The following is a 25,133-nucleotide window of genomic DNA, read 5'->3' on the forward strand; positions in this document are numbered from 1 at the left end:
CACCTCGCCACCCTCTCGGCACGCCCGGGTACATCCGGTGTGCGGACCTCCCTCCACCTTGCGATGCGCCGAACCCGACGCCGCGCGCTGATCCACCAGGAATGACGGGACAGCCCTTAGCTTCGCTCCATGATCAGAAACGGAATCATCGTTACGGCGGCGCTCTGCGCATCCCTCGTCGCCGCGCCCCTGAGCTCCGCCGCCTCCGCCGGGTGGCAGCGCGTCGGCTCCGGGATGCAGGGCGGGGTGAGCGGAATCGCGCTCGTCGAGGGCGCGCCCGCGGGCGACGAGCTGGCCGACGCCGTCGTCGTCCGGGACAACAAGGGGGACCGTGAGAGCAGGCTGGCGACCGTCCGCCTGCGGGCCGGCCACGCGCCCGTCGTCACGGAGCTCCCCTGGCTCGGCATGCTCCCCGCGGACCTGGAGGCCATCGACACGGTGCCGGGCCGGGCCGGCCACTACATCGCTCTCGCCGGCCGCGGTGAGGCCTACCACGTGGTCGTCGCTGACGGCAGGGCGCTGGCGGAGCACGAACCCACCGCTCTGCCCGGCCGGCACGAAGGCGACAACTACGAGAGCTTCGCGCTGCACCGCGACCGGTCGGGGCGGACCTTCGCCGTGTGGGCGACGCGGGGCAGCGGTGCGGAGAAGGCCGTCGTGCACGCATCCTCGGTGCGCATCGGGCCGGACGGCCTGACCTTCGGCACGGTCTCGGCACGCCAGGAGTTCGCCGTGCCGTTTCCGGACGAGGACGAGGTGCGCCACATCAGCGACCTGAAGGTGCTCGACGACGGCACCGTCATGGTGTCGGCCGCCTCGGACCCCAATGTGAACGACGGGCCCTTCACCTCCGCCGTCTACGACGCCGGCCGGCTCACCGTGAACCCGGCCCACGACGCGGTACTGCGGATGAAGCCCGAGCACGCCCTCACTCCGCTGAGCCGGTTCACCCGGCAGGACAACCGGAAGATCGAGGCCGTCGCCTTCCTGCCCGGGCGGCTGGGCCTGTGGGGCACCGACGACGAGAACTTCGGCGGTTCCCTGATGTTCGAGCACCTCGGGTAGCCCGGGAGGCTCATCGGGCGCCGGGTGCGGTGACCGGCCGGCCACCGCACCCCCGTCCTCACCCCACCGACCGCAGCGCCTCGGCGAGGATCGCCGCACCCTCCTCCGCCTCCGGGATCGAGAGGGAGAGCGGCGGGGCGATGCGCAGCACGCTGGTGTCGTGGCCCCCGCCCTTGCCGATGAGCAGGCCGCCCTCACGCGCCGCTTCGAGCACCGCCGCGGCCGCTGCGGGGTTCGCCCGGCCGGTGCCCGGCTCGACCAGCTCGATGCCGATCATCAGGCCGCGCCCGCGCACCTCCCGTACGCACTCCGAGCCCGCACCGATCGCACGCAGGCGTTCGATGAGCAGACCGCCGACCCGGCGGGCGTTGCCCTGGAGGTCGTGTTCGAGGAGGTACGAAAGGTTGGCGAGCCCTGCGGCCATCGTGACCGGGGAGCCACCGAACGTCGAAATGGAGTTCGCGTCCAGGCAGTTCATGACGTCGGCACGGGCGACGACCCCGCCGATCGACATGCCGTTGCCGATGCCCTTGGCGAACGTGAGGATGTCCGGCGGGCCGTTCCTCCCGTGTGCCTGCCAGCCCCAGAAGTGTTCGCCGGAACGCCCCCAGCCCGTCTGCACCTCGTCGGAGATCCACAGGATGCCGTGCCGGTTCAGGACTTCGCGGAACGCCGCGTACAGGCCGTCGGGCGGGGAGGTGAACCCGCCGACACCCTGGATGGGCTCGGCGATCAGCGCGGCGGGCGCCCGGGTGTGGCCCAGCAGGTCCTCCAGGTCCGCGACACAGGCGGCGATGAACTCCCCGTCGCCCAGATGCGCGTACGGTCCGCGGGTGCGGACGCCGCCGTGCACGTACAGGGTCTGGAGCGGGGACAGGCTGGTGGGCGACCAGGAGTTGTTTCCGGTGATGGAGACCGCGGAGAACGAGCGGCCGTGGTAGCTGTTGCGCATCGCGAGGATCTGGTTCGACCTGCGGTACGTGGTGGCGAGCAGGAGGGCCGTGTCGTTGGCCTCGGTACCGGAGGTGGTGAAGAAGACCCGGGCGTCCGGGATGCCGGAGAGCGTGGCGATGCGCTCGGCGAGTTCGACCATCGGCCGGTTCAGGTAGAGCGTGGAGGAGTGGATGATCCGCCCGGCCTGCTCGCTGACCGCCTTGGTGACTTCGGGCAGTGCGTGGGCGGTCATCGTGGTGAGGATGCCGCCGAAGAAGTCGAGATAGCGCCTGCCGTCGGCATCCCAGACGTGACGCCCCTCGCCGTGGGTGATCTCCAGTGGATGCCGGTAGTAGAGCGCCAGCCAGTCGGGGCTGACGGCAAGATGGCGGTGGTGCAGACTGCTCACGGCTCCACCAGTCCTTCGTAGGCGTCGGGGCGGCGGTCCCGGTAGAACGCCCACTGCTGTCGGACTTCCTCGATGAGGCCGAAGTCCAGGTCGCGGACGAGGAGTTCCTCGGCCTTGTCGCTGGCGACCTCTCCGACGAACTGTCCGCGCGGGTCGACGAAGTAGCTCGTGCCGTAGAAGTCGTTGTCGCCGTACTCCTCCTGGCCGACGCGGTTGATCGCGGCGATGAAGTACTCGTTGGCGACGGCGGAAGCGGGCTGCTCGAGCTGCCAGAGGTAGCCGGACAGACCGCGTGAGGTCGCGGACGGGTTGTACACCAACTGAGCTCCGTTGAGCCCGAGTTGTCGCCACCCCTCCGGAAAGTGCCGGTCGTAGCAGATGTAGACGCCGACCTTGCCGACCGCCGTGTCGAAGACCGGCCAGCCGACGTTGCCGGGCTTGAAGTAGTACTTCTCCCAGAACCCCTTGACCTGCGGGATGTGGTGCTTGCGGTACTTCCCCAGATACGAGCCGTCGGCGTCGATGACCGCCGCGGTGTTGTAGTAGAAGCCGGACTGCTCGACCTCGAAGACCGGCACGACGATCACCATGCCGGTCTCGCGGGCCAGCTCCCGCATCCGCTGCACGGTCGGCCCGTCGGGGACGGCCTCCGCCCAGCGGTAGTGCTCGGGTTCCTGCACCTGGCAGAAGTAGGGGGCGTTGAACACCTCCTGGAACCCGATGATCTTCGCCCCCTGCCGGGCGGCCTCGCGAGCGTGCTCCTCATGCTTGGCGATCATGGATTCGGTGTCGCCGGTCCAGGTCGCCTGGACGAGTGCGGCGCGTACGACGTGGGACATGAGCTGCTCCTTCGACGCGGCGTCAGAGAGCCTCTTCGCGTTTCTACGCCCGTAGACACGTGCGTAGAGGAGAACGTAAGCCCCGTCACACATCGGGGCAAGACCATCGCCGTGAACCAGCGGAGTCGATCATGTTTCGCACCCGTGCGGTCCAGTGCCCCGGCTCGGCCGGATGGTCCTGCCCGATGCCCGCCACCCGGCCCACGGTCCGGGTGGGCCGAACGGTGTCACCCGATGCCCGCCACCCGCAGCGCATGCTCGACGTCCCGCGCCCGGTCCTCGGACACCGTCCGGGCCGCCGCCAGCAGCTGCGGTACGAGGTGGCGCGGGTCGCCCTCCGCGATCCTGGCCGCGTCCTGCGGGGACCGTACGCGGACGAAGGCACCGAGCAGCGCCTGCGCCTGGGGGCCGCGTCCGGCCCGGCCCAGCGCGCTCACCGCATCGGCGATCTCGGCGGCCGGCCGGGCCACGCCCTGACGCAGCAGATGCCCGCAGTCCTCCGGGCGCCCCGCTCCGGCCAGAGCGTCCACCGCCGCCGCGAGTTCGGCCGGCGGCAACGAGGACACTTCCCACAGCAGGGTCGACCAGTCCGCGTCGAGCCCCGCCCGGTGAAGTTCGGCGGCGAGGACCGGCAACAGCTGTACGGGCCGGCCCGCGGCCTCACAGAGCACGCCGTGAGCCTCACCGCTGCGCCCCTCCGCCCGGAGCCGGACCAGGGTCGCGACGACGGCCCGCGCGGACCGCAGCGCGGCCGGGTCCTGGGCTGCCGCCGGGTGCGCGGCCGGACCGTCCTCCGCGCCCGGGGCGCCGACGAAACGGGCTCCGCGGGGTACAGCGGCGGCCACGGGCAGCACGGGCGCGCCGGCCGCGGGGCTCTCGTCCTCCGCCTCCAGCCCGGCGAAGCGGGCACCCCGCGGCTTCTTGCGGGGCGGTTTGCGGGCGGCGGCGGGGGCGGGCGCCGGCTCGGGGGGCCGATGCGCGGCCGGGTACTGCTGAGCGACTGCGACCCTCTGCGGGCCGACCGCGGTCTCCGGGGCGGGCGCGGTTGCGGGCTCCTGTGTGGCCCAGGCTTCCGGTGCGGGTGCGGGTGCGGGAGCGGGCTCCTGTGTGGCCCAGGCTTCCGGCGCGGGCGCGGGTTCCTCATCCGCACGGAGCCAGTTCGCCGGCACGGCCACAGCGGCCAGCCTTCCGCGCAGCTCCGTGCAGCGGGCGGACGCCCGGGCGTGGTCGTCGCGGGCCCAGGCGAACGCCTCAGCGTCGAGGACCCCCGCGTCACCACCCGACCGGGCCACCCTCAGCCGCTCGGCCGCGTTCGACTGCTCCCGCAGCATCAGCTCCAGCCGCTCCATCAGTTGCTGCCGCCCGCCGGGGCGACGGTCGTGGGCGACGGCGGATGCGGTGTAGAGCTCGGCAGCTCGCACCGACTCACGCTCGGCGAACGCCGCACCACGTATCGCCGCGAGGTCCGTGAAGAGCGACTCCATGACATCCCAGGGCGGGATCTCGGCGCCCGCCAGACAGGCCCGCATCCCTTCCGGGTCACGCCGGCAGAAGACTCCGTACCATCCCCGCCCGGGATCGAGCAGCGCCGCCAACTCCCGCAGGTGTCGCGCGAACTCCCCTATGGACACAGCATGCTGATGCACCGTCATCGTCGCCCTCGGCCGCCGTCGACTGGAACCTTCCAGTCCGCAGGCATTCGACCGCAACCGTGTTACGGGACGGCTACGCACTCTTTTCGCCCCGGGTTCGGGAGGCGCACGATTACGACGCGAGCGCCCCCCTCGGCTGACGCCGGCGGCCGTTCGGCGCACGCCGGACTCCCCCTTGAGCGGCGCCGGCCCCCTCGCCCCACGACCGGTGGCTCAGAACCCGACGCCGATCCCGCCGACTCAGAACGTGATGGCGATCCCGGTGTGCGGCCGCTTGCCGAGCCGGACGACCATCGCCGGATAGTCGAGCAGCCAGTACTTCCAGGTGTACTTGCGGGCGATCACCCGGCGCACACCGGCCGTACCCTGCTCGTCGAGCAGTCTGCCGGTCCCCTCCGCGCTCGGGGCGCCCTCCGCGATCCGCCCGCGCACATCACAGACGGTCACGCGGACACGACTGTCGTTGCGCAGCCGCTTGACCTTCCACGAATCGCTCTTGGTCCAGACGAACAGCTCGTTCCCGTCCGCCGCGGCCCACACCGGCGTGGCGACGGGCGTGCCGTTCTTCCGGTACGTGGTGAGGCTGACGTACTCACTGCGGGCGAAGTCCTGGAGGCTCATGGCCCAACCCTACGCAGGCAGGGTCGCCCCCTCCTCCGCTACCCGGCGAGCTGGACGGTGTCCGGCTCCGGCGCGCACCGTGGGAGCAGTTCGTCCATGGAGAGGCCGAGCGCGCCGGCGAGTGCCGCGACGGTGAAGAAGGCGGGGGTCGGGGCGCGACCGGTCTCGATCTTGCGGAGTGTTTCGGCCGAGATTCCGGCGCAGCCCGCGATGTCGGCCATGCTGCGGCGACCGCGCGCCTCGCGGAGCAGCCGGCCGAGCCGCTCGCCGCGCAGGCGCTCTTCAGGGGTGAGAGGAGTGCGAACCATGCCGTCATTCTAATACCGCTCGGACCGGTATAGTAATTGGCATGGTGCAACTCAAGACAGACACATCCATCAAAGCCATGCGCGAGGCCGGCAGAGTCGTCGCGCAACTGTTGGCGGCCACGCGCGAAGCGGCGGCCGTGGGCGTCTCGCTCCGCGAGCTCGACGAGGTGGCCCACGGGGTCCTGCGCACGGCAGGCGCCGGATCGCCGTTCCTGAACTACCGGCCGCACTTCGCGCCGACACCCTTCCCCGGCGTGATCTGCGCGTCCGTCAATGACGCGATCGTCCACGGCATCCCCGACGATCTGCGGCTGCGCGACGGCGACCTGGTGAGCATCGACGCGGGCGCGACGCTCGACGGCTGGTGTGGGGACTCGGCGATCAGCTTCATCGTCGGCCGTGCCCGGCCCGCGGACACCCGTCTCGTCGAGACCGCGTTCGAGGCGCTGGAGGCTGGCATCGCGGCGGCCGTCGTCGGCAACCGGATCGGCGACATCGCGCACGCCATCGGCACGGTCTGCCGCACGGCCGGCTACGGCATCCCGGAGGGATTCGGCGGTCATGGCATCGGCCGGTCCATGCACGAGGACCCGGGCGTCCCCAACGAGGGACGACCGGGCCGCGGAATGCCGCTGCGACACGGCATGGTGCTGGCCATCGAACCGATGCTGATCGGCAGCGGCCGCGACGAGTACCATCCGGACCGGGACGGCTGGACCCTGCGTACGTCCGACGGCAGCCGGGCCGCGCACGCCGAGCACACGGTCGCCATCACGGACGACGGCCCTCAGATCCTGACCGCCCTCTGACTGACCCGGGCGCGGGCACGCGGCGGGCGGTTCGCCGGAACCACCGTACGGAGCACGTCAGTTGTTCCGAAGGAACTCGCCCGCGAGGGCTTCCCCGGCGGTAACGGCCGCACTGTGGCTCTCGATCGGTGAGGCGACGGAGTCCTTGAACAGGATGTACGTGACGCCGGACCCGGTACCGCCGGCCTTCGGGTCCGGGTCGATACCCAGCGCCTCGGCAGTGGCGTACGAGGCCTCACCGATGATCCCGGCGGGGCCGGTGTCACCCACTACGGCGTACTCCACCTTGCCCGCGTAGACGACGGCGACGACACTGCCGCCCTTGATCCCCGCGCTGCTGAAGTCCCAGAGGGAGCTGCGGCTCGGCACCACCACGTACGGGAGTTCCTCCGCGTTCAACGGCCGGTCCCCGGACGTGTGGAACGCGGTGTCACCCTGGAACCAGGGGTCGGTGTCCACGTTGCAGGCTTTGGTGACCTGGCCGTCGCAGTCGATGTCCAGGTCTGCCTTCCAGAACACGGCTCCGTTCAAGCCGCAGACCGGGACGGAGGGCGAGGCCCCCTCGTCCGTACGGTAGGAACCGTTCGAGATCGGCTTGCAGGACGAGACCTTGGCCAGGAGATCGGCGGCCCCGATGGCCCCTGCCCCGGCAGAGGCGGCCGGCGGCGGGGAGGTCGGGCCGTCGTCGGGCACCGGACGGGCATGGGCTACGGGAGTGAGGTGCACCGGGGCCGGACGCGCCTTGCGTACCGGCGTGAACGCGTCGGGACGGTAGGCGGAGCCGCCGGTGGCGGCGGGGGCGAGGGATCCGGCCGCGAGCAGCGCGGCGCCGGAGACCGTGGCGAGGGCAAGCGTTCGCATACGCACCGAGGGGGTGCCCTTCTGTGAGGAGTCTTTCCCTTGCTGACATCAGCCAAGACGCCCTCCCCTGCGTGCCCCCGTCGAGGCCGCGGGACCGGCCCGACGCGACTTTCTCCGCGCCCGACCGGTCCCGCCCGTAACGCTACTGACGAACCATCAGCCCCTTCGGGCCGGCCTCACCACCATGGCCGAACCGCCGCCCCGCCGTTCCTTCTCGGCGGCTGCGAGCCACCGCCCGTCCGGAAGCCGCTGTACGCCCGTCGCCGCCCCGATTTCCGGGTTGAGCTTGAAGACGTGCCCCAGCGCCTCCAGTTGTCCCCGTACCGGGCTGTTCCACAGCCCCGGTTCGAGCTCCGTCGCCGCCGCGTTGCGCTGACTGGCGCGGGGCGCGGCGATGGCGTCCACCAGCGGGAGCCCCCGGTCGACCGTGCCGATCAGCGTCTGGAGCACGGTCGTGATGATCGTGGCGCCGCCCGGCGATCCCAGGGCCAGCACCGGCTCCCCGTGCTTCAACACGATGGTCGGGGAGATCGACGACCGCGGCCGCTTGCCCGGACCGGGCAGGTTCGGGTCGTGGACGGCCGGGTTGGCCGGTGCGAACGAGAAGTCCGTCAGCTCGTTGTTGAGCAGGAAGCCGCGGCCCGGCACCGTGATGCCGCTGCCACCTGTCTGCTCGATCGTGAGGGTGTACGCCACGACGTTGCCCCACTTGTCGGCGGCCGTGAGGTGGGTGGTGTTCTCGCCCTCGTACGTCGTCGGCGCTGCCGTCTCCGTACCGGCGCAGTCACCGGGGTGGCGCGGGTCCCCCGGGGCGAGCGGGCTGGTGAGCACCGCGCTGTCCTTGATCAGGCACTCCCGCGAGTCGGCGAACCGCTGGCTGAGGAGCTCCTTCGTCGGCACGTCCTCGAACGCCGGGTCGCCGACCCAGCGACCCCGGTCCGCGAAGGCGATGCGGCTCGCCTCGATGTAGCGGTGCAGATACCGCGCCTGGCTCGCCTTCGAAAGGTCGGTGGACTCAAGGATGTTGAGGGCCTCGCCCACCGTCGTGCCACCCGACGAGGAAGGCGCCATGCCGTAGACATCGAGCCCGCGGTAGCCGGCCTTCGTGGGCGCCTGGCGCAGCGCACGGTAGGAGCGCAAATCCTTCGTGGTGAGGTCGCCCGGCCGCACCACCCTGGTCGACGCGGGATCGACGGGCGGATTGCGTACGGTCCGCACGATGTCGTCGCCCAGCTTGCCCCGGTAGAGCTCGTCGACTCCCTTGCGGCCGACCTCCTCGTACGTACGCGCCAGATCGGGATTCCTGAAGACGGAGCCGACCACGGGGAGCTCGCCGCCGGGCAGGAAGAGCTTCCGGGTGGCGGGGAAGTCGGCGAACCTGGCCTGGTTCCCCTCCGTCTGCGAGCGGAACGTACCGTCGACGACGAAGCCGTCGCGGGCCAGCCGCTCGGCCGGCTTCAGGACCTGCCGGAGCGACCTGCTGCCCCAGGCGTCGAGCGCGGCGTCCCAGGTGGCGGGAGTGCCGGGGGTGCCGACACCGAGGCCACTGGTGACCGCGGACTCGAAGGCGAGGGGCTTCCCGTTCTCCAGGAAGAGCGAGGAGTCCGCGCTGCGGGGCGCGGTCTCGCGGCCGTCGATCGTCTCCACCGTGCGGGTGCGGGCGTCGTAGTGCACGAAGTAGCCACCACCGCCCAGCCCCGCCGAGTACGGCTCGGTCACCCCGAGGGCCGCCGCGGTGGCGACGGCCGCGTCCACCGCGTTGCCACCCTTGCGGAGCACCTCGATGCCTGCGGCCGTCGCGTCGGCGTCGACGCTGGAGACCGCTCCCCCGTAACCGACTGCCACCGGTGACTTCGCAGGGGGTGGGATCGGTGGCGCGGAGGAGGACGGGGCGGCTGCCCCGATCGTGGCCATGGCGGCGAGAACGACCGACAACGACACATTCCGCGCAACGGAACGCCTCATGCGCACCTCCAGTGAAGGATCGTCCGCGCAGGGTAACGCCGCTCCGGCCACCCCGTCAGGACCGCCTCGAACTTGAGGCCGAATGCCCGCTAACATGCCCGCCCATGACTGACGACGTACGCAACATCGTGCTGGGCGTGATAGCCGCTGGGATCAGCGCCGCCCTCGGCTGGCTCGCGCGCACCTATCTCTGGCGCCGCAAGCTCCGCCGCAAGCAGGCGTTCTTCGGGCTGCCCGGCAATTCCGAGTGCCTTCTCGTCGTCAACCGCGACGCGGGCGGTGACGGCGCCGTCCACCGGCACGATGTCTTCGCCCTGCTCGAACTCTCCGCGCTGATCAAGGATTGCTCGGCGCATGCCCAGATCCTGTCGCACGACATCTCCCAGCAGGGCTTCGGCGAACGGACCGAGTTCTGCGTCGGCGGCCCCGTCTCCAACCGCCGGATGGCCGCCCATCTGCACTCGCTGCTGCCTGGCGTGAAGGTCAACACGGATGCCGAGCCGGGCCCGGACCGCAACGCCTTCCAGATCGGTTCGGAGCGCTACCGAGTGGAGAAGGGTGTGGCCGAGTACGTGGTGCTGGCACGGCTGACGGCCGGTCAGGACACCCGGCCGGTCTTCCTGTTCTGCGGCCAGCAGGCAATCACGAACCAGGCGGCATCACGCTATCTTGCCCGCAACTACGAGCGGCTGGCCCGCAGGCACGGCAACAACAGCTTCTGCCTGCTGCTGAAGGTCGTCAACTCCCAGGCATACGGCCCCGATGTGGTGGAACTGGTGTCGGACGTCACCCGAGCGGCCCAGGCCCCCGCACCGGCACCGGCACCACGGACCTCGCACCGCGCGTCGAACTGAGGGCACCCCACCCTTCACCGTGGCCGCCCAGCAGTATCTGCGGCACGCAACCGTCCATCCACCGTCCGGCGGCTCACTCGGCGCCACGCCTCCGCTGAAGGATCGCCGCACCCCGTGATCGCTTCGGAAATTCGGTCGGGGCTCTCGGCAGCAGACACCGTCGGGACCGGGAGTTCCGCTCGCTCCGGGGCGTCTGCCGCGTACGGCTCAGCCGGAGCACGGGTGGCGTGGAGTCTGCGGCCCGAATGCCGGCATTGCCGGAGAACGTGGTGAAAGTGGGCGCCTCACCGGTCTGCCCCGATGCGACCACGAAGGCCGGAGGTCGGCGGTTGCCCTGGGCGGCGGGATGGATCCTGCCGCAGGGCCCCTCCGGAGCCGACGACGATCATCCCGCCCCCCCTCCCCCAAGGAGTCCGGTCCACCAGTGAGCCGCTCGACTCCGTTCCAGTCGACGGAGTTGGCGCACCCGGCACAACGCCACGGTGACTTCGCCGATGCGGTTCCGGTACCTGTCCCGGTGCCGCGCCTCATCACCGAGGCACTCCGCGTACGAGCGGGCCGGCATAGCCATGCACCGCAGAGCCTTCCGCTCGTGAGGTGCGCCCGCCTCGTTCCGCTTGTGGCACTGCCGCGGAAAGACGATCTTGGGCGGAGCCGGCATGCGCGGCCCCCGTGCGCCCACCGCCGTCACGTTCCCGGAAGTCAGCCGCGACCACGGTCGCACCCCCGGATACCGACCGCCTCTTATTGCACCGAAAGAAGACCGAAAGTTTTCGAAGCTTCGAATGTTTCGCCATCCCGGAATTGACGGCTTCTCACCTCTTCTTTCTCAATGCCTCATTCGCACCGGCATTGACCAGCACCGCAGTGATTCATGATGTTGTTCGAGTTTCGGAAAGGTTACGGAAACCGTTGACAACTCCCGTGCCAGGCCCGACTGTTGTGACGCTCCCGGCCGTGCATGGATGTCCGCGACCGGGTTGTGGCACCTCATCGATGAACGCCGACGTGCGCTCGGCGTGTCACTCGGTCACAGACCGTGCAATTCGCGAGGAGGAAACAACGCATGAGCGACACCGCACACAACTCCGAACCACGTCAGGTCAGCCGCAGGAAACTCGTCTTCGGCGGGGCCGGGGCGCTGGTGGCGGCCGGGACAGCAGGGCTGCTGCTGCCCGGCACGGCGCGCGCCGCAACGGTCCTCACCAGCAACGCGACCGGTACCAACAACGGCTACTACTACTCCTTCTGGACCGACAGCCCCGGCTCCGTCAGCATGACGCTGTCGGACACGGCCGGCTCCTACAGCAGCCAGTGGAGTGGCACCAACAACTGGGTCGGCGGACTCGGCTGGAGCAACGGCAGCCGCCGGGAGGTCACCTACTCCGGCTCGTTCAACCCGGGCAGCAACGGCTACCTGGCGCTGTACGGGTGGACCGCCAACCCGCTGGTCGAGTACTACATCGTGGAGAACTTCGGCCCGTACAACCCCGGCTCCGCAGGCACGAGGCGTGGCACGGTCACCGACGGCGGTGGTACGTACGACATCTACGAGTCCACCCGGACCAACCAGCCCTCGGTAGAAGGCACCAAGACCTTCCAGCAGTACTGGAGCGTCCGGCAGAGCAAGCGCAGCAGCGGCACCATCAACACCGGCGCGCACTTCGACGCCTGGCAGGCGGCCGGGATGCCGATGGGATCGTTCAACTACTACATGATCATGGCCACGGAGGGCTACCAGAGCACCGGCAGCTCCAGCGTCAGTCTGGGCGGCGGCGGGACCTCGCCCACCACTCCGCCTCCGGGCGGGAGCACCACTCCTCCTCCGGGAACAGGTGCCTGCACCGCCACCTACCGCACCACCACCTCATGGGACAACGGCTTCAACGGTGAGGTGACGATCAAGGCGGGCAGCAGTGGCGTCACGGACTGGAAGGTGCCGGTGACACTGGCCGGCGGCCAGACCATCACCTCGCTCTGGAACGGCACCGCGAGCCGGAACGGAAACGTTCTGACCGTGACCCCTGCCAGTCACAACCGCACGCTGAGCGCCGGGCAGTCGACGTCGTTCGGCTTCACCGCCAGCGGACCCAGCAGCCCGTCCCCGTCGGTCGGCAGCTGCAGCGTCAGCTGACCGGCGCCCCGCGTACTCACACGCTCCGGCGCGGTGCCCCATCGGGCACCGCGCCGTTGCCTTTCCTCACGGACTTCCCACCGCGTCTCCGGCCGAGGCCGCGGGCTGCGGGACCGGGCCGGTCAGCCGGCGGCGTCGTGCGCGGTGGCTTCGCAGGGTTGAGCGCGCCGGGCCCAGCGTTCCGGAGGCCGCCGGATCCTCCTGGGGTCCCGGGGCCGCCGCTACCGCACGGTCACCGTGACCGGCGTGTGCACCGACCGGCTCGGGAGCGTGACGGTGAGGACTCCGGTCGCGGCGTCCCAGTGGTACGCGTCCCGGGAGAGCCGCACCCCGCGCGCGGTGACCTCGGTGGGGGCGTGGGCGGTGCCCATGAGGGCGAGCGTCCACCGACGGTTCTTCACCTGACCGTGGAAGGAACCCTTCGCCGCGCCGATGGATACGGTCCGGTGCTCGCCCTTCTCCCGGTACGTCACGGTCGTCGTGGCGCTCCGCGTCTTCTGCGTCGTGGTGCCGTCGTCCTCGTACATGCGGTACGAGCCGGAGGCGCCGGCCGCGACGGACAGCGTGACGTCGGTCAGGGGGTTGCGGTCGTTGTCGGTGACGTCATGGGTGCGGGTGGGCAGGATGCCGCCCGACCTGATGAAGACGGGCATGGTGTCGAGTGTGGTCGTGACCTGCTGGGTGGTGCCGCCTGCGTACGTCCTGCCGGTGAAGTAGTCCGTCCACTTCCCCGGCGGGAACCACACCGAGGTGGTGGTGGTCTCACCGGGCGTGGTCACAGGGGCCACCAGTACGTCGGAGCCGTAGAAGTACTCGCTGTCGGCGGCGGCGTACGCCTGCGGTTCCTCCGGGTACTCCAGGTACAGGGGACGAACGATCGGTGCGCCGGTGCGGTGCGCTTCCTCGGCGAGCGTGTAGGTGTAAGGGAGCAGGTTCTCGCGGAGGTTGAGGAAGGCATCCGCCGACTTGCGGGCCGACGGGCCGTACTGCCACGGAAGTCGGTCGCTGTGATTGCTGTGCAGACGGTCGATCGGCTGGAATGTTCCGAACTGGACCCATCGTGCGTACAGGTCGTCGGGCAGCTTGCGCGTGGAGTTCTCCGAACCAGGGATCCCCGTCGTGTCGTTGTGACCGCCGATGTCGTGGGTGATGGCCGCCATGCCGGTCGCCGCGGACTCACCCGGGGTGTACCCGACCTCCAGGCGCAGGGTGCCCCAGGTGGAGGAGGTGTCCCCGGTGAAGTGGACGGTGGTGCGCTTGTCCGCCCAGGGGCCGGTGGGCAGGGCCTGCTGGCCGCTGTAGCCGCCCGCCTGGAGTGATCCGTAGGCGCGGGAGAGCACGAAGCCCCGGCCGGTCGCCCCGGCGGAGGCGTCGGCGTACTGCTGGTTGATCCACGCGTCCGGGGTCACGCCGTTCAGCGAGGACTGCGACGAGTCGCAGCACCAGTCCAGCCACCAGAAGTCGTTGCCCTGCTGGTCCATGGTCCGGTGCAGGTCCATGTACGCCTTGAGCTGGTCCGGGTCACCGAAGTCGAAGGTGTAGCAGTCGCCCCCGGAGCCGGCGGCGGGGGAGCAGCCACCCGGCTTCAACCTGCCCTTGGCGGTGGCCTGCGCCTGGGCGAACTGCGGGTCGGACGCGAGGATGCTCGGGTGCACGTTGAGCGTGTTGTGCAGGCCCTGGGACTGCGACCAGTCGAAGAAGCCCTTCGGGTCGGGGAACTTGGCGGGGTCGATCTCCCAACCGCTCCACAGGTTCCCGGCCTTGTAGTCGGTGTCGGTGACCAGGACGTCGAGGGGAACCCCCTCCGACCGGAACGCGGGCAGGATCTCGTCCTGGTAGTCGGCGGCCGTCCGGTCGATGTACTCGGAGTACCAGACGCCGTACGCCCAGGCAGGCAGAAGGACCGGCGGTCCGGTCAGGGTGGCGAGGTCCTTGAGGCCCTGCTTGTAGTCGTGTCCGTACCCGAAGACGTACCCGTCCTGGTAGGGAGCGCCACCGTGGCCGGGGCGGGGGCGCACCTTCCTCGCCCCGATGTCGTACAGGGCCGACGGGGAGTCGTCGAGCAGGTACCAGCCGTCCTGGCTGAGCAGGCCCGGTGTGGTGACGGGGGCGGCGCCCTCGCCGGTCACGCCGTCCAGGCCGCGACGGTATCCGCCGAGCGCGATGTGCGGCTGCGGCACGGCGGCCTTCGGGGAGGCCAGGGAGAGGGTGTCCACGTTGATGTGGCAACTCGCCGGATCGGGGCAGCCGAGGGTGACGTCGTTGGCGCCCGCGTCGAGGGCGACCGGGACGGCGGCCGTCTGCCAGTCGTCCCAGTCCTTCGTCGCCGGGAGCTCCAGGGGCGTGGCCGGCCCCGCTTGCGCGGTCGTCACGGTTGCGGTGCGCGTCTGGTGGAGGCCGTCGCCGCCCTGCCCGTTGGCATAGCGCATCCGGAAGGTGTAGGTACCGGCGGCCGGCACGCCGACCACATGTGCCGTGACACTCGACCCCTGCCTGAGCTCGGCGACGAAGCCATTGCCCGCGTACCCCTGGTGGTCCAGGGCTCCGCCGGCAGAGCCGCCGATCCGCGCCGCCTCCGCCTCGCAACTCGTCCCGAAGAGACAGTCCTTGACAGCGGTGTGCGCGGCGGTCGGGTACGTGTCGTCGTCCGGCTGAAGCAGGGCGACACTGTCGACGTTCACGGATCCCGAGTCCGAGGCGGTCCGGGTCAACGCGAGGGTGTGCGGTCCCTTGCCGAGCTTCACCTCGGCCGTGGCCCGGGCCCAGGTGTCCCAGTCGGCCGTGGCCGGCAGCTCGACCTTCTGCGGCGCACCCCCGTCCACCGAGAGGGACAGGGTGCGGGTCTCCGTCTTGCCGTCTCCGCCACGGGAATTGGCATACTTTCAGGGCGAACCGATAGGAACCCTCGGCACTGACATCGATGTCAGCGGACATGGAACTGCCGGTGGCCTCGAAGCCGGCCGCGAAGGCCGCCCCCGTGTGGTCCCGGTGGTCGGAGGCGGTACCGAGCCCGTCGAGCCGGAGATCCTCCGCCTCGCACAGTGCGCCCACGGCGCAGACAAGCCGCTGCCAGGGAGCGGCGGTCACCGGCTTCTCCCCCGCATCGAGTTGCACGGAGAGGTTCTTTGCGTCGAACGGCCCGGAGCCGACCCGGTAGCGCAGGGTCATCGCGCTCGTCGAGACGGTCAGCCAGCCGTCCTTCGTCCGCGCGGTGTAGCCGGTCGGAGCGAACCCCTCGCGCCCGATCGCGTTGAACGTCGGATCGTCGGTGAACTCGCCGTCGCCCGCGTACTCGGTGCGGATGAGGGTCGGCGAGAGGATCTCGAAGCGGGCGTCCCCGGAGGTGACGGTCGCAATCCGGTGTCCGTGCCCTCCTCCGGCGGAGGCTGCACCGGCCCCGGTCAGAGTCGTCGAGGCGGCCACGGCGAGGACGGCGGCGAGGCCCACTCTCCGGCGCACGCGCCGTGGACTCCTGCCACGGCTCATCGATGCGGGTATCACACGCAACTCCGTTCTGCTGTACGTCTACTGGTGGCGCGGCTCTGCCGCCCCAGCCTCTTCCAACGTTGCAAATCACCTGCTCGGGACGTAGGACACCACGCCGCCCCGCGTGGTGTCCATAACGGTGCAGCAAATGGAGCCGGTTCTGCAGCCGGGGTGGCGGGACGCTTCCGGACGCCGGCACGAGTCCTGGTTCGATCCGGCACAGCGCCCCGCCGCCGGAGCGTTCGCGACAAGGTGCCGCTGTTCGGCCGGCCCCCGTAAACCGCGAGCCGTCGTTCGGCCGGTGCCCGATGACTGGGCTCCGCCGTTCGGCCGGCGCCCTGTAACTGCACGCGGCATTCGGCAGACAACCGATGACTGCGCTCGCACGGCCGAGGGGCGCCCTCGGGGTGGGCGGAAACGGTTCCCGGTCGCAGGGCGAGCAGCTGCCGGGCGCCGCCACCCCGGTCACGATCCGCCGGACAGGGTCAGACGGAGCAGTGGGCCGGCCCGAGGACGCCGTCGGTGCCGGTCACCGTGACCGCCTCACTCCGGTCGGCGGTCCTGGCCTGAGCGGCGGTGCAGAAGATCTGCTGGCGTGCGCGTTCGGAGAGCCCGGTGACCCGGGTGCCCAATGCGACGCGCACGCCCTGCGCACTCAGCTCGACGCTCACCTTGAACCGGTCACCGGGCAGTTCGGAGCGGAGACCGGCGTCACGCTCCGCTTCGGTCGGACCGCGGAAGAGCAGGTCGAGGGCCCTGACCGCTCCGACGGGCTGCTCCTCGCCGGAACCCGCCCCGGCCCCTTCGCCCGACGGCCCGGCGTAGCGCACGACCGGCATCAGCCGGGACGCCGACGACGAGGACACGAAGTACAGGACCGTGCCCAGCTGCCCGGCCGGCATGACCTGCACGACCGCCGGCTCGCCGGCCTCGACGACCTCCGTCGCCCGGATGCCGCATCCGCCGGCGAGCAGCACCACGGGCAGCAGCGCGCCGAGCGCGCGCCGGCCCCTCACGCCTCCTCCAACGGCAGTTCGACGGTGAACACCGCGCCGCCGGCAACCCCGTTCGCGGCATGGACCGTGCCGCCGTGCAGCCGGACGTTCTCCCGGGTGATCGCGAGGCCCAGGCCGCTCCCGGTCGACCGGGTCCGGGCCGCGTCGGCCTTGTAGAAGCGGTCGAAGATGTGCGGGAGTACGGCGGCGTCGATGCCCGGGCCGCTGTCCTCGACCTCCGTCACCAGCCGGGCCGCCCCGCCCCGCTGCCCAATCCGCAGCCGTACGGTGACGGGCTCGGCCCCGTGCCGCAGGGCGTTGCCGACCAGGTTGGCGACGATCACGTCGAAGCGGCGTGGGTCCAGTACCGCCCTTATCCCGTCCGGGAGTTCGGTACGGATACGGTCGTCCCAGTGGCGGGCCTGGAGCGTCTTCCGGATGGTCTCGGCCACGTCGACCTCGTCACTGTGGAGGTCGACCGCACCTGCATCGAACCGGGAGATCTCCATCAGGTCCTCGACGAGCGTGGCGAGTTTCCCCGTCTCCGCGCTGATGAGCCGGACCGCCGCCGCGGTGTCGGGGCGCAACCCTGCGGCGTCCTCGTCGAGCACTTCGGTGACGGCGAGCATGCCGGCGAGCGGGGTGCGCAGTTCGTGCGAGACGTCCGAGGCGAAGCGCCGGGCTCGCTCCTCGGCCTGGCGAAGTTCCTCCACGGACTCCTGGAGCTTGGTCGAGGACTCGTTGAACGTCCAGGCCAGTTCGGCGAGTTCGTCGGAGCCGCGGACACTGATCCGGGTGTGGAGCTCGCCCCTGCCGATACCGGCGGCGGCGCGGCGCAGATCCCGGACCGGACGCAGGACGCTGCGTGCGGCGAGCAGTGCGGGGACCAGCGCGATGAGCAGGGCGGGCAGGGCGCCGTCACGGGCCGCGGTGACCATGGCGGCGACGTTCGCCTCCTCGGTGGCCAGCGGCATCACGGCGTAGAGGACGAGTCCGGTGGGCTGGCGGCCGTCGCCGCGGTCGAAGAGGGTCGGCATGCCGACGGTCAGCCAGGGCTTGCCGTCCTTCACCACTCGCTGGAACGAGCCGTGACTGTCATCCCGGGCAGCCGCTCGCAGCGCGGCCGTGATCACGGTGGAGGTCGGCCGGTCCGAGGAGGAGACCCGCAGGTCCCCGTACTCGGCGAAGACGGTCCACGTATGCGACTTGCCGTCGCGGGCGAGGGCGAGGCACATGTCGCGCAGCCCGACACGGTCCGGCGGAAGGTCGACACCCCGCGCGCTGATCCGGTCGCGGAACTGGGCGACGGCGGTGTCCTGCGCCTGCTGCAGGATCGCGGAGCGTGCCTCGCGGTAGGTCAGGGTCGCGGTGGTGGCGGCGCTGACCGCGGCGACGAACAGGAACGCGGCTATGAGCCGGGTGCGCAGGCCGAACCGCGCGACGAGCAGCTTCATCCGAGGGGCCCGAAGCGGTAGCCGAAGCCTCGGACGGTCTGGATGTAGCGGGGGTTTCCCGCCACGTCCTCGATCTTCTGCCGCAGCCTGCGCACACAGGCGTCGACCAGCCGGGCATCACCGTGGTAGCTGTGCTCCCACACGTACTCCAGCAGTTGCTGGCGGCTGAAGACCTGCTCGGGCGAAGCCGACAGGTGCAGCAGCAGCTTCAGTTCGGAGGGAGCGAGCAGCAGCCGCTCCCCCGCCTTGGCGACGGCGAGGCCGACTCGGTCGACGGTCAGGGCGCCGTGGGTCTCGATGCCGCTGCGCCCGGCCGGTTCGGCGAGCCGCCGTAGCACCGCCCGGATCCTGGCCTCTATGACCTCGGTGCGGGCGGGCTTGACGATGTAGTCGTCCGCGCCCGCCTCCAGTCCCACGACGACGTCGAAGTCGTCGCCGCGCGCGGTGAGCATGATGATCGGCAGCTGGCTGGTCTCGCGGATGCGGCGGCAGACCTGGACACCGTTCATCCCCGGCAGCATGAGGTCGAGCAGCACGAGTTCGGGCCGGAATTCGGCCAGGGCGGCCAACCCCGCCTCGCCCGTCCCGACGGTGCGCATCTCGTGCCCGCGCCTGCGCAGCCCCAGTTCGACCCCTTCCCGTACGGAGGGGTCGTCTTCTATCAGCAGCACGCGAGGCATGGCGTCAGTATCCCAGCGGTCAAGGAGTGGATGGAGAAGTGTGAGCTGATGCGTCGGGTCTCACCGGGCCCGGCCTGCTCCGGCACTGGGAGCGGGACGGGGTTCCGCCTCAGGTGCGCCGCAGCCGGCCCCGTACGGCGCTCAGCGCGGTGCTGACCTCGGTCAGCCGCAACGGGCGGGCCAGCAGCGCCACCACCGAGAAGAGGACCAGCACCCCGGTCCCGGCCGCGGCGAAGTCTCCGAGCCCGGATCCGTCCATGTCGACGGCACGGGCGGCCCCGCACGCCAGCAGTCCCGCGGGCACGCACGCGGCCACCAGCCGGGCATGCGCACCCACCCCCGGCGAACGCAGCAGCGAGGGCCCTGGCGCACCGGGCGCGGAGACCCGGCGGTGCAGTACGTACGCGGTGACGGCGAAACCGGCGAACAGGGCGACGGAGTACGCCCCCGCCATCCCCGTCACCGCCCAGCGCACCGGCAGCAGCAGGTAGGCGGCGACCGAGAGCCCCGCGTTGAGCGTGGCGATGACCAGGTTGAGGAGGAAGGGGGTGCGGGTGTCACTCATCGCGTAGAAGCCGCGGGAGAGCACGTACTGACCGGAGTAGGCGATGAGTCCCGGCGCGAACGCGGCCATCATGCCGGCCATCACGGTGATGTCCGCCGGGCCGGTGCGTCCGTATCCGAAGACCGATCCCATCACCCATGGGGCGAGCGCCAACAGGGCCGCGGCGGCCGGGATCACGACGGCGGCGGAGGTCCGCAGCGCGTACGAGACGTCCCGCCGCACCCCGGCCAGATCGCCCTCGGCGGCGGACCGGCTCATCCGCGGCATCAGAGCGGTGACGAGGCTGACGGTCACGATGCCCTGGGGCACCACCCACAGCTGGAAGGCGTAGCTGTACGCGGTGTAACCGGCGCCGCCCGCCAGGTTCTGATCGGCCGCGTGCTGGCCGGTGGCGGTGGAGAGCCGGGTCACCACCCAGTAGGCGGCCTGGTTGGTGAGGACGAGCATGACGAGCCAGCCGGCCGCCCGCAGCGGCCGGGTGAGTCCGCTTCCGCGCCAGTCGAACCGTGGCCTCCAGCGGAACTTCGCTGCGCGCAGGGCGGGCACCAGCGCGAGGGTCTGCACGGCGATCCCGGCGGTGGTCCCCCAGCCGAGCCACTGCGCCTGGGCGGAGGTCAGTTCGCCGTCCGAGCCCGCCGCGGTCCAGAGGTACAGCCCGAACACCGCGATGATCACGAGGTTGTTGAGGACGGGCGTCCACATCATCGCCCCGAACCGGTTGCGGGCGTTGAGTACCTGTCCGAGGAGGGTGAAGAGCCCGTAGAAGAGGATCTGCGGCAGGCAGTAGCGGGCCAGGGCGATGGTGAGTTCGGCCTGCCCGTCGTCGTAGGTGGGCGCGTACACCGAGATGATGAGCGGGGCGCCGACGACGGCGAGTGCGGTCAGGGCCAGCAGTCCGGCCGTGCAGAGCGTGAGCAGGCGGTCGGTGTACGCGGCGCCGCGGTCGGCGTGCTCCCGGGCGGCCCGGACGAGTTCGGGGACGAAGACGGCGTTGAGGGCGCCCCCGATCAGCAGCATGTAGAGGATGTTCGGGACGGTGTTGGCGACCGTGTAGCCGTCGGCCCGCAGCCCGGTGCCGAGCGCGGCGACGACGACCGCCGAGCGTATGAACCCCGTCGCCCGTGAGACGACGGAACCCGCGGCCATGACGGCGCCGCTGCGCAGCACCGAGCCGGATCCCCGCCGCTCCCGCTCGTCCGTGGCGACCGTGCCGGTGGTCGCGTCCGCCGCCGTCACCGGTGCGCCATGTAGGCCTGGAACGCCCGGTAAAGCGCCTTGTTGGCGGCTCCGCCCACCGATGTCTCCCACTCTCCGAGGGTTTCCACGACCTGCCCGCCTGTGCCGAACTTCCAGCGCAGCAACCCGAAGGGGCGGTCGTCGGGATCGAGGGTGGAGGATACCCCGCGCATGTCGTAGACCTCCGCGCCCTGGGCGTGGGCGTCGAGGAGCATCTGCCACTGCAGGGCGTTGCTCGGGCGGACCTCCCGTCGGTGGTCGGCGGACGCGCCGGTCTGGTACCAGACCCGGCCTCGGGTGCTGATCATCGTGTGGGCGGCGAGTATCTCGCCCTGGTGCACGGCGAGACAGAGCTTCATCCGGCCGGGCTGTTCGGCGTTGAGCACGGCGTACTGGCGCTGGTAGTACGCCAGGGAGCGGCCGAGCCGAAACCCGTCGCGTTCCTCGGTGATCCGCAGCAGGCGGTGGAACTCGGGAAGTTCGGCCGCGCTTCCGGTGACGATGCGCACCCCCGCCCGGCCGGCCCGGCGCACGTTGCGGCGCCACTCCTGGTTGAGCCCGGACCACAGGTCGTCGGGGGTCCGTCCGGAAAGGGGGACCCGGAAGACGTACCGGGGCTGGGCGTCGGCGTCGTCGCCGTCCCCGCCGCAGCGACTCCAGCCGCGGGCCCGCAGCCGGTCGGCGACGGCCGCACCGAGCGGGTCGACCTCGCTCGCCAGTACGTCACCGACAGTGCGGCCGGGGCCGGTGGCGGCCTTGAGCCGGGTGGTGTCCCATCGGCGGTAGGCCGGGGACGGCCCGATGCGTACCGCGAAAGCCCCCGCGCCGCGCAGATGGGCCATGAGCGGCCGGAGCCACCGGTCGATTCCGGGATCGGCCCAGTCGGCCACCGGCCCTTCCGGCATATAGGCGAAGTATTTTCGGGTGCCCGGGAATTGCCGGTAGAGAATCAGCGCGCTGCCGGCCAATTCACCGTGATCACCGAGCCAGCCGACCATTTCCGACGACCACTGGTCCTTCACGCCGGCCCAGGACGGGTACTGGAGGAAGCTCGCGTCCGCGTGTGCGGCCACGTGTGCCCGGTGCTCGGCGGCGGTGAGGCTGCGTATCCGTAGCTCCTGTTCACGGCTGCGTTCTCCGGTCGCGAGCAGCGCTGACATGTCGGTGGCCCCCTTCGTGGGCCCCGCGACGGTTCTGCGGGGCTGCACAGGATGCTCACAGCGGACCGTGACGGTGCCGCGCGCCGGATGTGACCGGATGATGACCGTTGCGCTGCGTTTCTTGTCACACACGGCATTCCCGCTTTTCCGTTGATTCACGGAACTTAGGCTCCGATGAATGCCTCTCACTCAACGACAGAGCAAGGCCCAGGAGGTTTTTCCGTTGATCGCCGCCCCTTTCATATCCGCCCTTCGCAGCACCGTCCGTAACGCGACGCCCACCCGTCCCGCGCGGCTCGTCCTGATCGCCGGCACCGCGGTGCTCGGCGCCGCGCTCACGGCCTGCTCCGGTGGAGCCGCGGCCTCGGGTCACGACGACCGGGGTCAGGACACCGGCCCCTCGAAGGCTGCGGACACCCGCATCTCGGTGAACCTGCGCGGCACCGCGGCCGCGGCCGGGAGGCCCGTGACGGTGAAGCTGGCCACCGGGAAGCTGCGTACCGTCACGGTCTCGGCGGACGGCGGCGACGCGCTGTCAGGCCGCTTGTCCGCCGACGGCGGGACCTGGACGTCGGACCGGCCGGCCGCACCTGGCACCACGTACCGCGTCGAGGCGAAGGACACCGGCGGTGGCAGTGACACCGCCGGGTTCACCACGGCGGCGGCCGGCAAGGTGAACAAGCTGACTCTCGCCCCCGGCAAGAACACCACGGTCGGCATCGCTCAGCCGCTGTCCATCGTGTTCGATCACCCGGTGAAGAACAAGGCCGCAGTCGAGAAGGCGCTCAAGGTCTCCACCTCGAACGATACCGAGGGTTCCTGGGGGTGGCTGCGGGACTACTCGGGCCGGGACCGCGTGGACTGGCGGCCCAGGGAGTACTGGAAGTCCGGCACCCGGATCACGCTCGACGCGGATCTCAACGGCGTCGACTCGGGCCCCTCGGGCGGGTGGTTCGTGCGTGACTACGCGACGACGTTCACCGTCGGCAGCAGCCAGGTGGTCAAGGTCGACCTGGACCGTCACCGGCTGGCGCTGAGGCGGGACGGCAGGACGGTCATGGACGTGCCCATGTCGGCGGGCACGCCGGGGGGCGACAAGGCGTCCTGGCGGGGCACGGCCGTGTTGATGGCGAAGGAGGGCACGATCAACATGCGCTCCGAGACGGTGGGCCTCGGTGACGCGTACGACAAGATGGTCGACTTCTCGATGCGGCTGACCTGGTCGGGCATGTATGCCCATGCCGCGCCGTGGAACGCCGCGTACTTCGGGGTGGCCAACCACAGTTCCGGCTGTGTCGGGATGAGCGACGCGAACGCCGCGTCCCTCTACCGGCAGGCCCGCGTCGGCGACCCCTTCGAGATCACCGGCGCGGACGCCAAGGGCACGGTCGCGGAGGGCAACGGCTACGGGGCGTGGAACGTCTCCTGGGCCGACTGGCGGACCAGGAGCGCTCTCGGCTGACGGCGCGGCCCGGCACGCAGCTGACCTTCTCCCCGCCCGGCACGGGCCTTCGTGCATGTCCGTGCCGTGTGCGAGAAGTGATCACCGGCTGCTGCCGGACGGGCACCGCTGCCCGGGACCGCGCTTCCCGGCTACTTCCCTCCCGACATCAGCGTCCCCGGCTGGGCCGGGGCGACGCCCGTCGCCTCCGTCTTCGGGTTGCGCCGCTCGCGTTTGGCCACCCAGGTGGCGAACCAGGAGAGCAGCATGCACATCCCGATGTAGATCGGCGAGATCACCATCACCACGGGGATGAACGGCAGGTCGTAGTCGAGGTTGGATGCGATGAGCTTCCCCGCGTGGAGAAACTCCTCGTACGTGATCAGGTAGCCCAGCGAGGTGTCCTTCAGCGCCACCACCAGCTGGCTGATGATGGTGGGCAGCATCGCGCGCACCGCCTGCGGGGCCAGGACGAAGGTCGTGACCTGTGTCTTGCGCATCCCCAGGGCGAAGGCCGCCTCGCCCTGGCCGCGCTCCACCGAGTTGATGCCGGTACGGAACACCTCGGCGAGCACCGAGCCGTTGTACAGCGTCAGTCCGGCGACCAGGGCCGGCAGCGGCTGCACCTTCAGTGCGACGAAGATGAAGAAGATCATCACCAGGACGGGCATGGCCCTGAAGAACTCGACGAGGATCGTCGCCACCCAGCGCACCGGCCGGTGGTCGGAGAGTCTGCCCACCGCGAGGACGGCCCCGAGCGCCAGCGAGAGCACCGCGGCGTACGCGAACGCCTTCAGGGTGTTGCCGAGCCCGCGCAGCAGCAGTTCCTGAATGCCCTTGTACTCGAAGGGCGTCCACTTGGCACTGGTGAACTGGTCGGTGTCGAAGAGCAGATAGATGACCCAGCCGACCAGGGCGAGGATGAGGATCGTCGAGACGATCCCGTACATGAGGTGCCGCTTGCGGGTCAGCGGCCCGGGGATGTCGTAGAGCGCGGTCGCGCTGGGGGCGGAATGGGCGGTCATCGGGCGACTCCCCAGCGCTTTTCCAGCACATTGAAGATCGCGCTGATGGTCAGAGTGATGATCAGGTACCCGACGGCGATCCAGACGAAGGTCCAGATGATGCTGTAGCCCAGCTCGTTGAGGGTCTTGTAGGTGCCGAGCAGTTCGGTGACGCTGAACGCCCCGGCGATCGCGGAGTTCTTGGCGAGCGCGATGAGCGTCGAGCCGATCGGCGGGATCACCGAGCGGAACGCCTGCGGCAGGACCACGTTGCCGAGTGTCTGGCCGAACGTCATGCCGAGGCTCCGCGCGGCCTCGCCCTGCCCGGTGGGCACGGTGTTGATGCCGGAGCGCAGCACCTCGCAGATGAACGCGGAGGTGTAGCAGCCGAGCGCGAGGATCGCGAAGACGTTGAACGGCAGCACCAGGCCGAAGCGTGGCAGGCCGAGCAGTACGGCGAAGAAGAGCAGGGTCAGCGGGGTGTTGCGCAGCACGGTCACCCAGACCGTGCCGATCACCCGGAACGAGCCGACGGGCGCCACCCGGCAGGAGGCCATGACGAAACCGAGGACCAACGCCAGGATCGAGGCGTAGAAGGTCAGTTCGACGGTCCCGAGGAACCCCTTGCCGTAGAGCGAGAAGTTGTCGGTGAGTACGTCCAT

The 25,133-nt window shown here is 70.6% G+C and carries 19 protein-coding genes and 1 pseudogene; 5 read left to right on the plus strand and 15 right to left on the minus strand.

The window, feature by feature from the left end; all coding sequences use genetic code 11:
• Positions 1-129 precede the first annotated feature (129 nt).
• Complete coding sequence (locus tag OG538_RS04775; RefSeq protein ID WP_406090459.1) at positions 130-1,065, plus strand: hypothetical protein; 936 nt, start codon at positions 130-132, stop codon at positions 1,063-1,065.
• A gap of 58 nt (positions 1,066-1,123) precedes the next feature.
• On the opposite strand, the gene OG538_RS04780 is transcribed toward OG538_RS04775, so the two are convergent.
• The 5 genes from OG538_RS04780 to OG538_RS04800 form a co-directional block, all read right to left on the minus strand.
• Positions 1,124-2,407, minus strand: a complete 1,284-nt coding sequence (locus tag OG538_RS04780; protein ID WP_406090461.1) for an aspartate aminotransferase family protein — start codon at positions 2,405-2,407, stop codon at positions 1,124-1,126.
• Entirely contained in the window at positions 2,404-3,246 is an 843-nt protein-coding gene (locus OG538_RS04785; protein ID WP_393678643.1) for a nitrilase-related carbon-nitrogen hydrolase, read from the minus strand. Before OG538_RS04785 ends, OG538_RS04780 begins: the two co-directional genes overlap by 4 nt.
• Before the next feature lie 227 nt (positions 3,247-3,473).
• Entirely contained in the window at positions 3,474-4,898 is a 1,425-nt protein-coding gene (locus tag OG538_RS04790; RefSeq protein WP_406090463.1) for a hypothetical protein, read from the minus strand.
• Between the two features lie 240 nt (positions 4,899-5,138).
• Positions 5,139-5,519, minus strand: a complete 381-nt coding sequence (locus tag OG538_RS04795) for a PPOX class F420-dependent oxidoreductase (protein WP_406090465.1) — start codon at positions 5,517-5,519, stop codon at positions 5,139-5,141.
• Positions 5,520-5,557: 38 nt separating this feature from the next.
• The gene (locus tag OG538_RS04800; RefSeq protein ID WP_406090467.1) at positions 5,558-5,827 is read right to left on the minus strand and encodes a helix-turn-helix domain-containing protein; all 270 of its coding nucleotides are present in this window, start codon (positions 5,825-5,827) and stop codon (positions 5,558-5,560) included.
• 41 nt (positions 5,828-5,868) lie between these two features.
• Here OG538_RS04800 and map point away from each other — a divergent pair, with 41 nt between their 5' ends.
• Positions 5,869-6,636: a type I methionyl aminopeptidase gene (gene map, locus OG538_RS04805; protein WP_406090468.1), complete on the plus strand. Its 768-nt coding sequence runs from the start codon at positions 5,869-5,871 to the stop codon at positions 6,634-6,636.
• A 57-nt stretch (positions 6,637-6,693) separates the two neighbouring features.
• Here map and OG538_RS04810 read toward each other — a convergent pair whose 3' ends face one another.
• Complete coding sequence (locus OG538_RS04810; RefSeq protein WP_406090470.1) at positions 6,694-7,497, minus strand: glycoside hydrolase family 75 protein; 804 nt, start codon at positions 7,495-7,497, stop codon at positions 6,694-6,696.
• Positions 7,498-7,653: 156 nt separating this feature from the next.
• Complete coding sequence (gene ggt, locus OG538_RS04815; RefSeq protein ID WP_406090471.1) at positions 7,654-9,462, minus strand: gamma-glutamyltransferase; 1,809 nt, start codon at positions 9,460-9,462, stop codon at positions 7,654-7,656.
• A 104-nt stretch (positions 9,463-9,566) separates the two neighbouring features.
• Here ggt and OG538_RS04820 point away from each other — a divergent pair, with 104 nt between their 5' ends.
• Together OG538_RS04820 and OG538_RS04825 are read left to right on the plus strand one after the other, a co-directional pair.
• Positions 9,567-10,316 carry a hypothetical protein gene (locus tag OG538_RS04820; protein ID WP_406090473.1) on the plus strand — a complete coding sequence of 250 codons (750 nt, stop codon included), beginning with the start codon at positions 9,567-9,569 and terminating at the stop codon, positions 10,314-10,316.
• 1,066 nt (positions 10,317-11,382) lie between these two features.
• Entirely contained in the window at positions 11,383-12,450 is a 1,068-nt protein-coding gene (locus OG538_RS04825; protein WP_406090475.1) for a glycoside hydrolase family 11 protein, read from the plus strand.
• Between the two features lie 221 nt (positions 12,451-12,671).
• On the opposite strand, the pseudogene OG538_RS04830 reads toward OG538_RS04825, so the two are convergent.
• From OG538_RS04830 to OG538_RS04855, 6 genes and pseudogenes are all read right to left on the minus strand, one after another.
• Positions 12,672-15,936: pseudogene (locus OG538_RS04830) on the minus strand (TIM-barrel domain-containing protein).
• Positions 15,937-16,421: 485 nt separating this feature from the next.
• Positions 16,422-16,952: a hypothetical protein gene (locus tag OG538_RS04835; protein WP_406090477.1), complete on the minus strand. Its 531-nt coding sequence runs from the start codon at positions 16,950-16,952 to the stop codon at positions 16,422-16,424.
• A complete protein-coding gene (locus OG538_RS04840; RefSeq protein ID WP_406090479.1) occupies positions 16,949-18,385 on the minus strand; it encodes a sensor histidine kinase in 1,437 nt (478 codons plus the stop codon). The genes OG538_RS04835 and OG538_RS04840 overlap by 4 nt, the downstream gene beginning before the upstream one ends.
• Positions 18,382-19,065 carry a response regulator gene (locus OG538_RS04845; RefSeq protein ID WP_406090481.1) on the minus strand — a complete coding sequence of 228 codons (684 nt, stop codon included), beginning with the start codon at positions 19,063-19,065 and terminating at the stop codon, positions 18,382-18,384. The genes OG538_RS04840 and OG538_RS04845 overlap by 4 nt, the downstream gene beginning before the upstream one ends.
• A gap of 109 nt (positions 19,066-19,174) precedes the next feature.
• Complete coding sequence (gene murJ / locus OG538_RS04850) at positions 19,175-20,866, minus strand: murein biosynthesis integral membrane protein MurJ (RefSeq protein ID WP_406090483.1); 1,692 nt, start codon at positions 20,864-20,866, stop codon at positions 19,175-19,177.
• Positions 20,863-22,026 carry a lipid II:glycine glycyltransferase FemX gene (locus OG538_RS04855; RefSeq protein ID WP_406090485.1) on the minus strand — a complete coding sequence of 388 codons (1,164 nt, stop codon included), beginning with the start codon at positions 22,024-22,026 and terminating at the stop codon, positions 20,863-20,865. Before OG538_RS04855 ends, murJ begins: the two co-directional genes overlap by 4 nt.
• Positions 22,027-22,204: 178 nt before the next feature.
• Here OG538_RS04855 and OG538_RS04860 point away from each other — a divergent pair, with 178 nt between their 5' ends.
• Positions 22,205-23,488: an Ig-like domain-containing protein gene (locus tag OG538_RS04860; RefSeq protein ID WP_406090487.1), complete on the plus strand. Its 1,284-nt coding sequence runs from the start codon at positions 22,205-22,207 to the stop codon at positions 23,486-23,488.
• Between the two features lie 131 nt (positions 23,489-23,619).
• On the opposite strand, the gene OG538_RS04865 is transcribed toward OG538_RS04860, so the two are convergent.
• On the minus strand, positions 23,620-24,492 hold the full coding sequence (locus OG538_RS04865; protein ID WP_406090489.1) for an amino acid ABC transporter permease: 873 nt from the start codon (positions 24,490-24,492) through the stop codon (positions 23,620-23,622).
• Positions 24,489-25,133, minus strand: a complete 645-nt coding sequence (locus OG538_RS04870) for an amino acid ABC transporter permease (RefSeq protein WP_406090491.1) — start codon at positions 25,131-25,133, stop codon at positions 24,489-24,491. Before OG538_RS04870 ends, OG538_RS04865 begins: the two co-directional genes overlap by 4 nt.

The sequence above is a fragment of the Streptomyces sp. NBC_01013 genome (assembly GCF_045162765.1).
Taxonomy (GTDB): domain Bacteria; phylum Actinomycetota; class Actinomycetes; order Streptomycetales; family Streptomycetaceae; genus Streptomyces.

Excerpts from the sequence above, each read along its gene's own strand:
- OG538_RS04845 (WP_406090481.1), bottom strand. The coding sequence starts at position 19,065 with ATGCCTCGCGTGCTGCTGATAGAAGACGACCCCTCCGTACGGGAAGGG.
- OG538_RS04855 (WP_406090485.1), bottom strand. The coding sequence starts at position 22,026 with ATGTCAGCGCTGCTCGCGACCGGAGAACGCAGCCGTGAACAGGAGCTA.
- ggt (WP_406090471.1), bottom strand. The coding sequence starts at position 9,462 with ATGAGGCGTTCCGTTGCGCGGAATGTGTCGTTGTCGGTCGTTCTCGCC.
- OG538_RS04795 (WP_406090465.1), bottom strand. The coding sequence starts at position 5,519 with ATGAGCCTCCAGGACTTCGCCCGCAGTGAGTACGTCAGCCTCACCACG.
- OG538_RS04800 (WP_406090467.1), bottom strand. The coding sequence starts at position 5,827 with ATGGTTCGCACTCCTCTCACCCCTGAAGAGCGCCTGCGCGGCGAGCGG.
- OG538_RS04840 (WP_406090479.1), bottom strand. The coding sequence starts at position 18,385 with ATGAAGCTGCTCGTCGCGCGGTTCGGCCTGCGCACCCGGCTCATAGCC.
- OG538_RS04870 (WP_406090491.1), bottom strand. The coding sequence starts at position 25,133 with ATGGACGTACTCACCGACAACTTCTCGCTCTACGGCAAGGGGTTCCTC.
- OG538_RS04810 (WP_406090470.1), bottom strand. The coding sequence starts at position 7,497 with ATGCGAACGCTTGCCCTCGCCACGGTCTCCGGCGCCGCGCTGCTCGCG.
- OG538_RS04785 (WP_393678643.1), bottom strand. The coding sequence starts at position 3,246 with ATGTCCCACGTCGTACGCGCCGCACTCGTCCAGGCGACCTGGACCGGC.
- OG538_RS04860 (WP_406090487.1), top strand. The coding sequence starts at position 22,205 with ATGCCTCTCACTCAACGACAGAGCAAGGCCCAGGAGGTTTTTCCGTTG.
- OG538_RS04865 (WP_406090489.1), bottom strand. The coding sequence starts at position 24,492 with ATGACCGCCCATTCCGCCCCCAGCGCGACCGCGCTCTACGACATCCCC.
- OG538_RS04825 (WP_406090475.1), top strand. The coding sequence starts at position 11,383 with ATGAGCGACACCGCACACAACTCCGAACCACGTCAGGTCAGCCGCAGG.
- OG538_RS04820 (WP_406090473.1), top strand. The coding sequence starts at position 9,567 with ATGACTGACGACGTACGCAACATCGTGCTGGGCGTGATAGCCGCTGGG.
- OG538_RS04790 (WP_406090463.1), bottom strand. The coding sequence starts at position 4,898 with ATGACGGTGCATCAGCATGCTGTGTCCATAGGGGAGTTCGCGCGACAC.
- map (WP_406090468.1), top strand. The coding sequence starts at position 5,869 with ATGGTGCAACTCAAGACAGACACATCCATCAAAGCCATGCGCGAGGCC.
- OG538_RS04775 (WP_406090459.1), top strand. The coding sequence starts at position 130 with ATGATCAGAAACGGAATCATCGTTACGGCGGCGCTCTGCGCATCCCTC.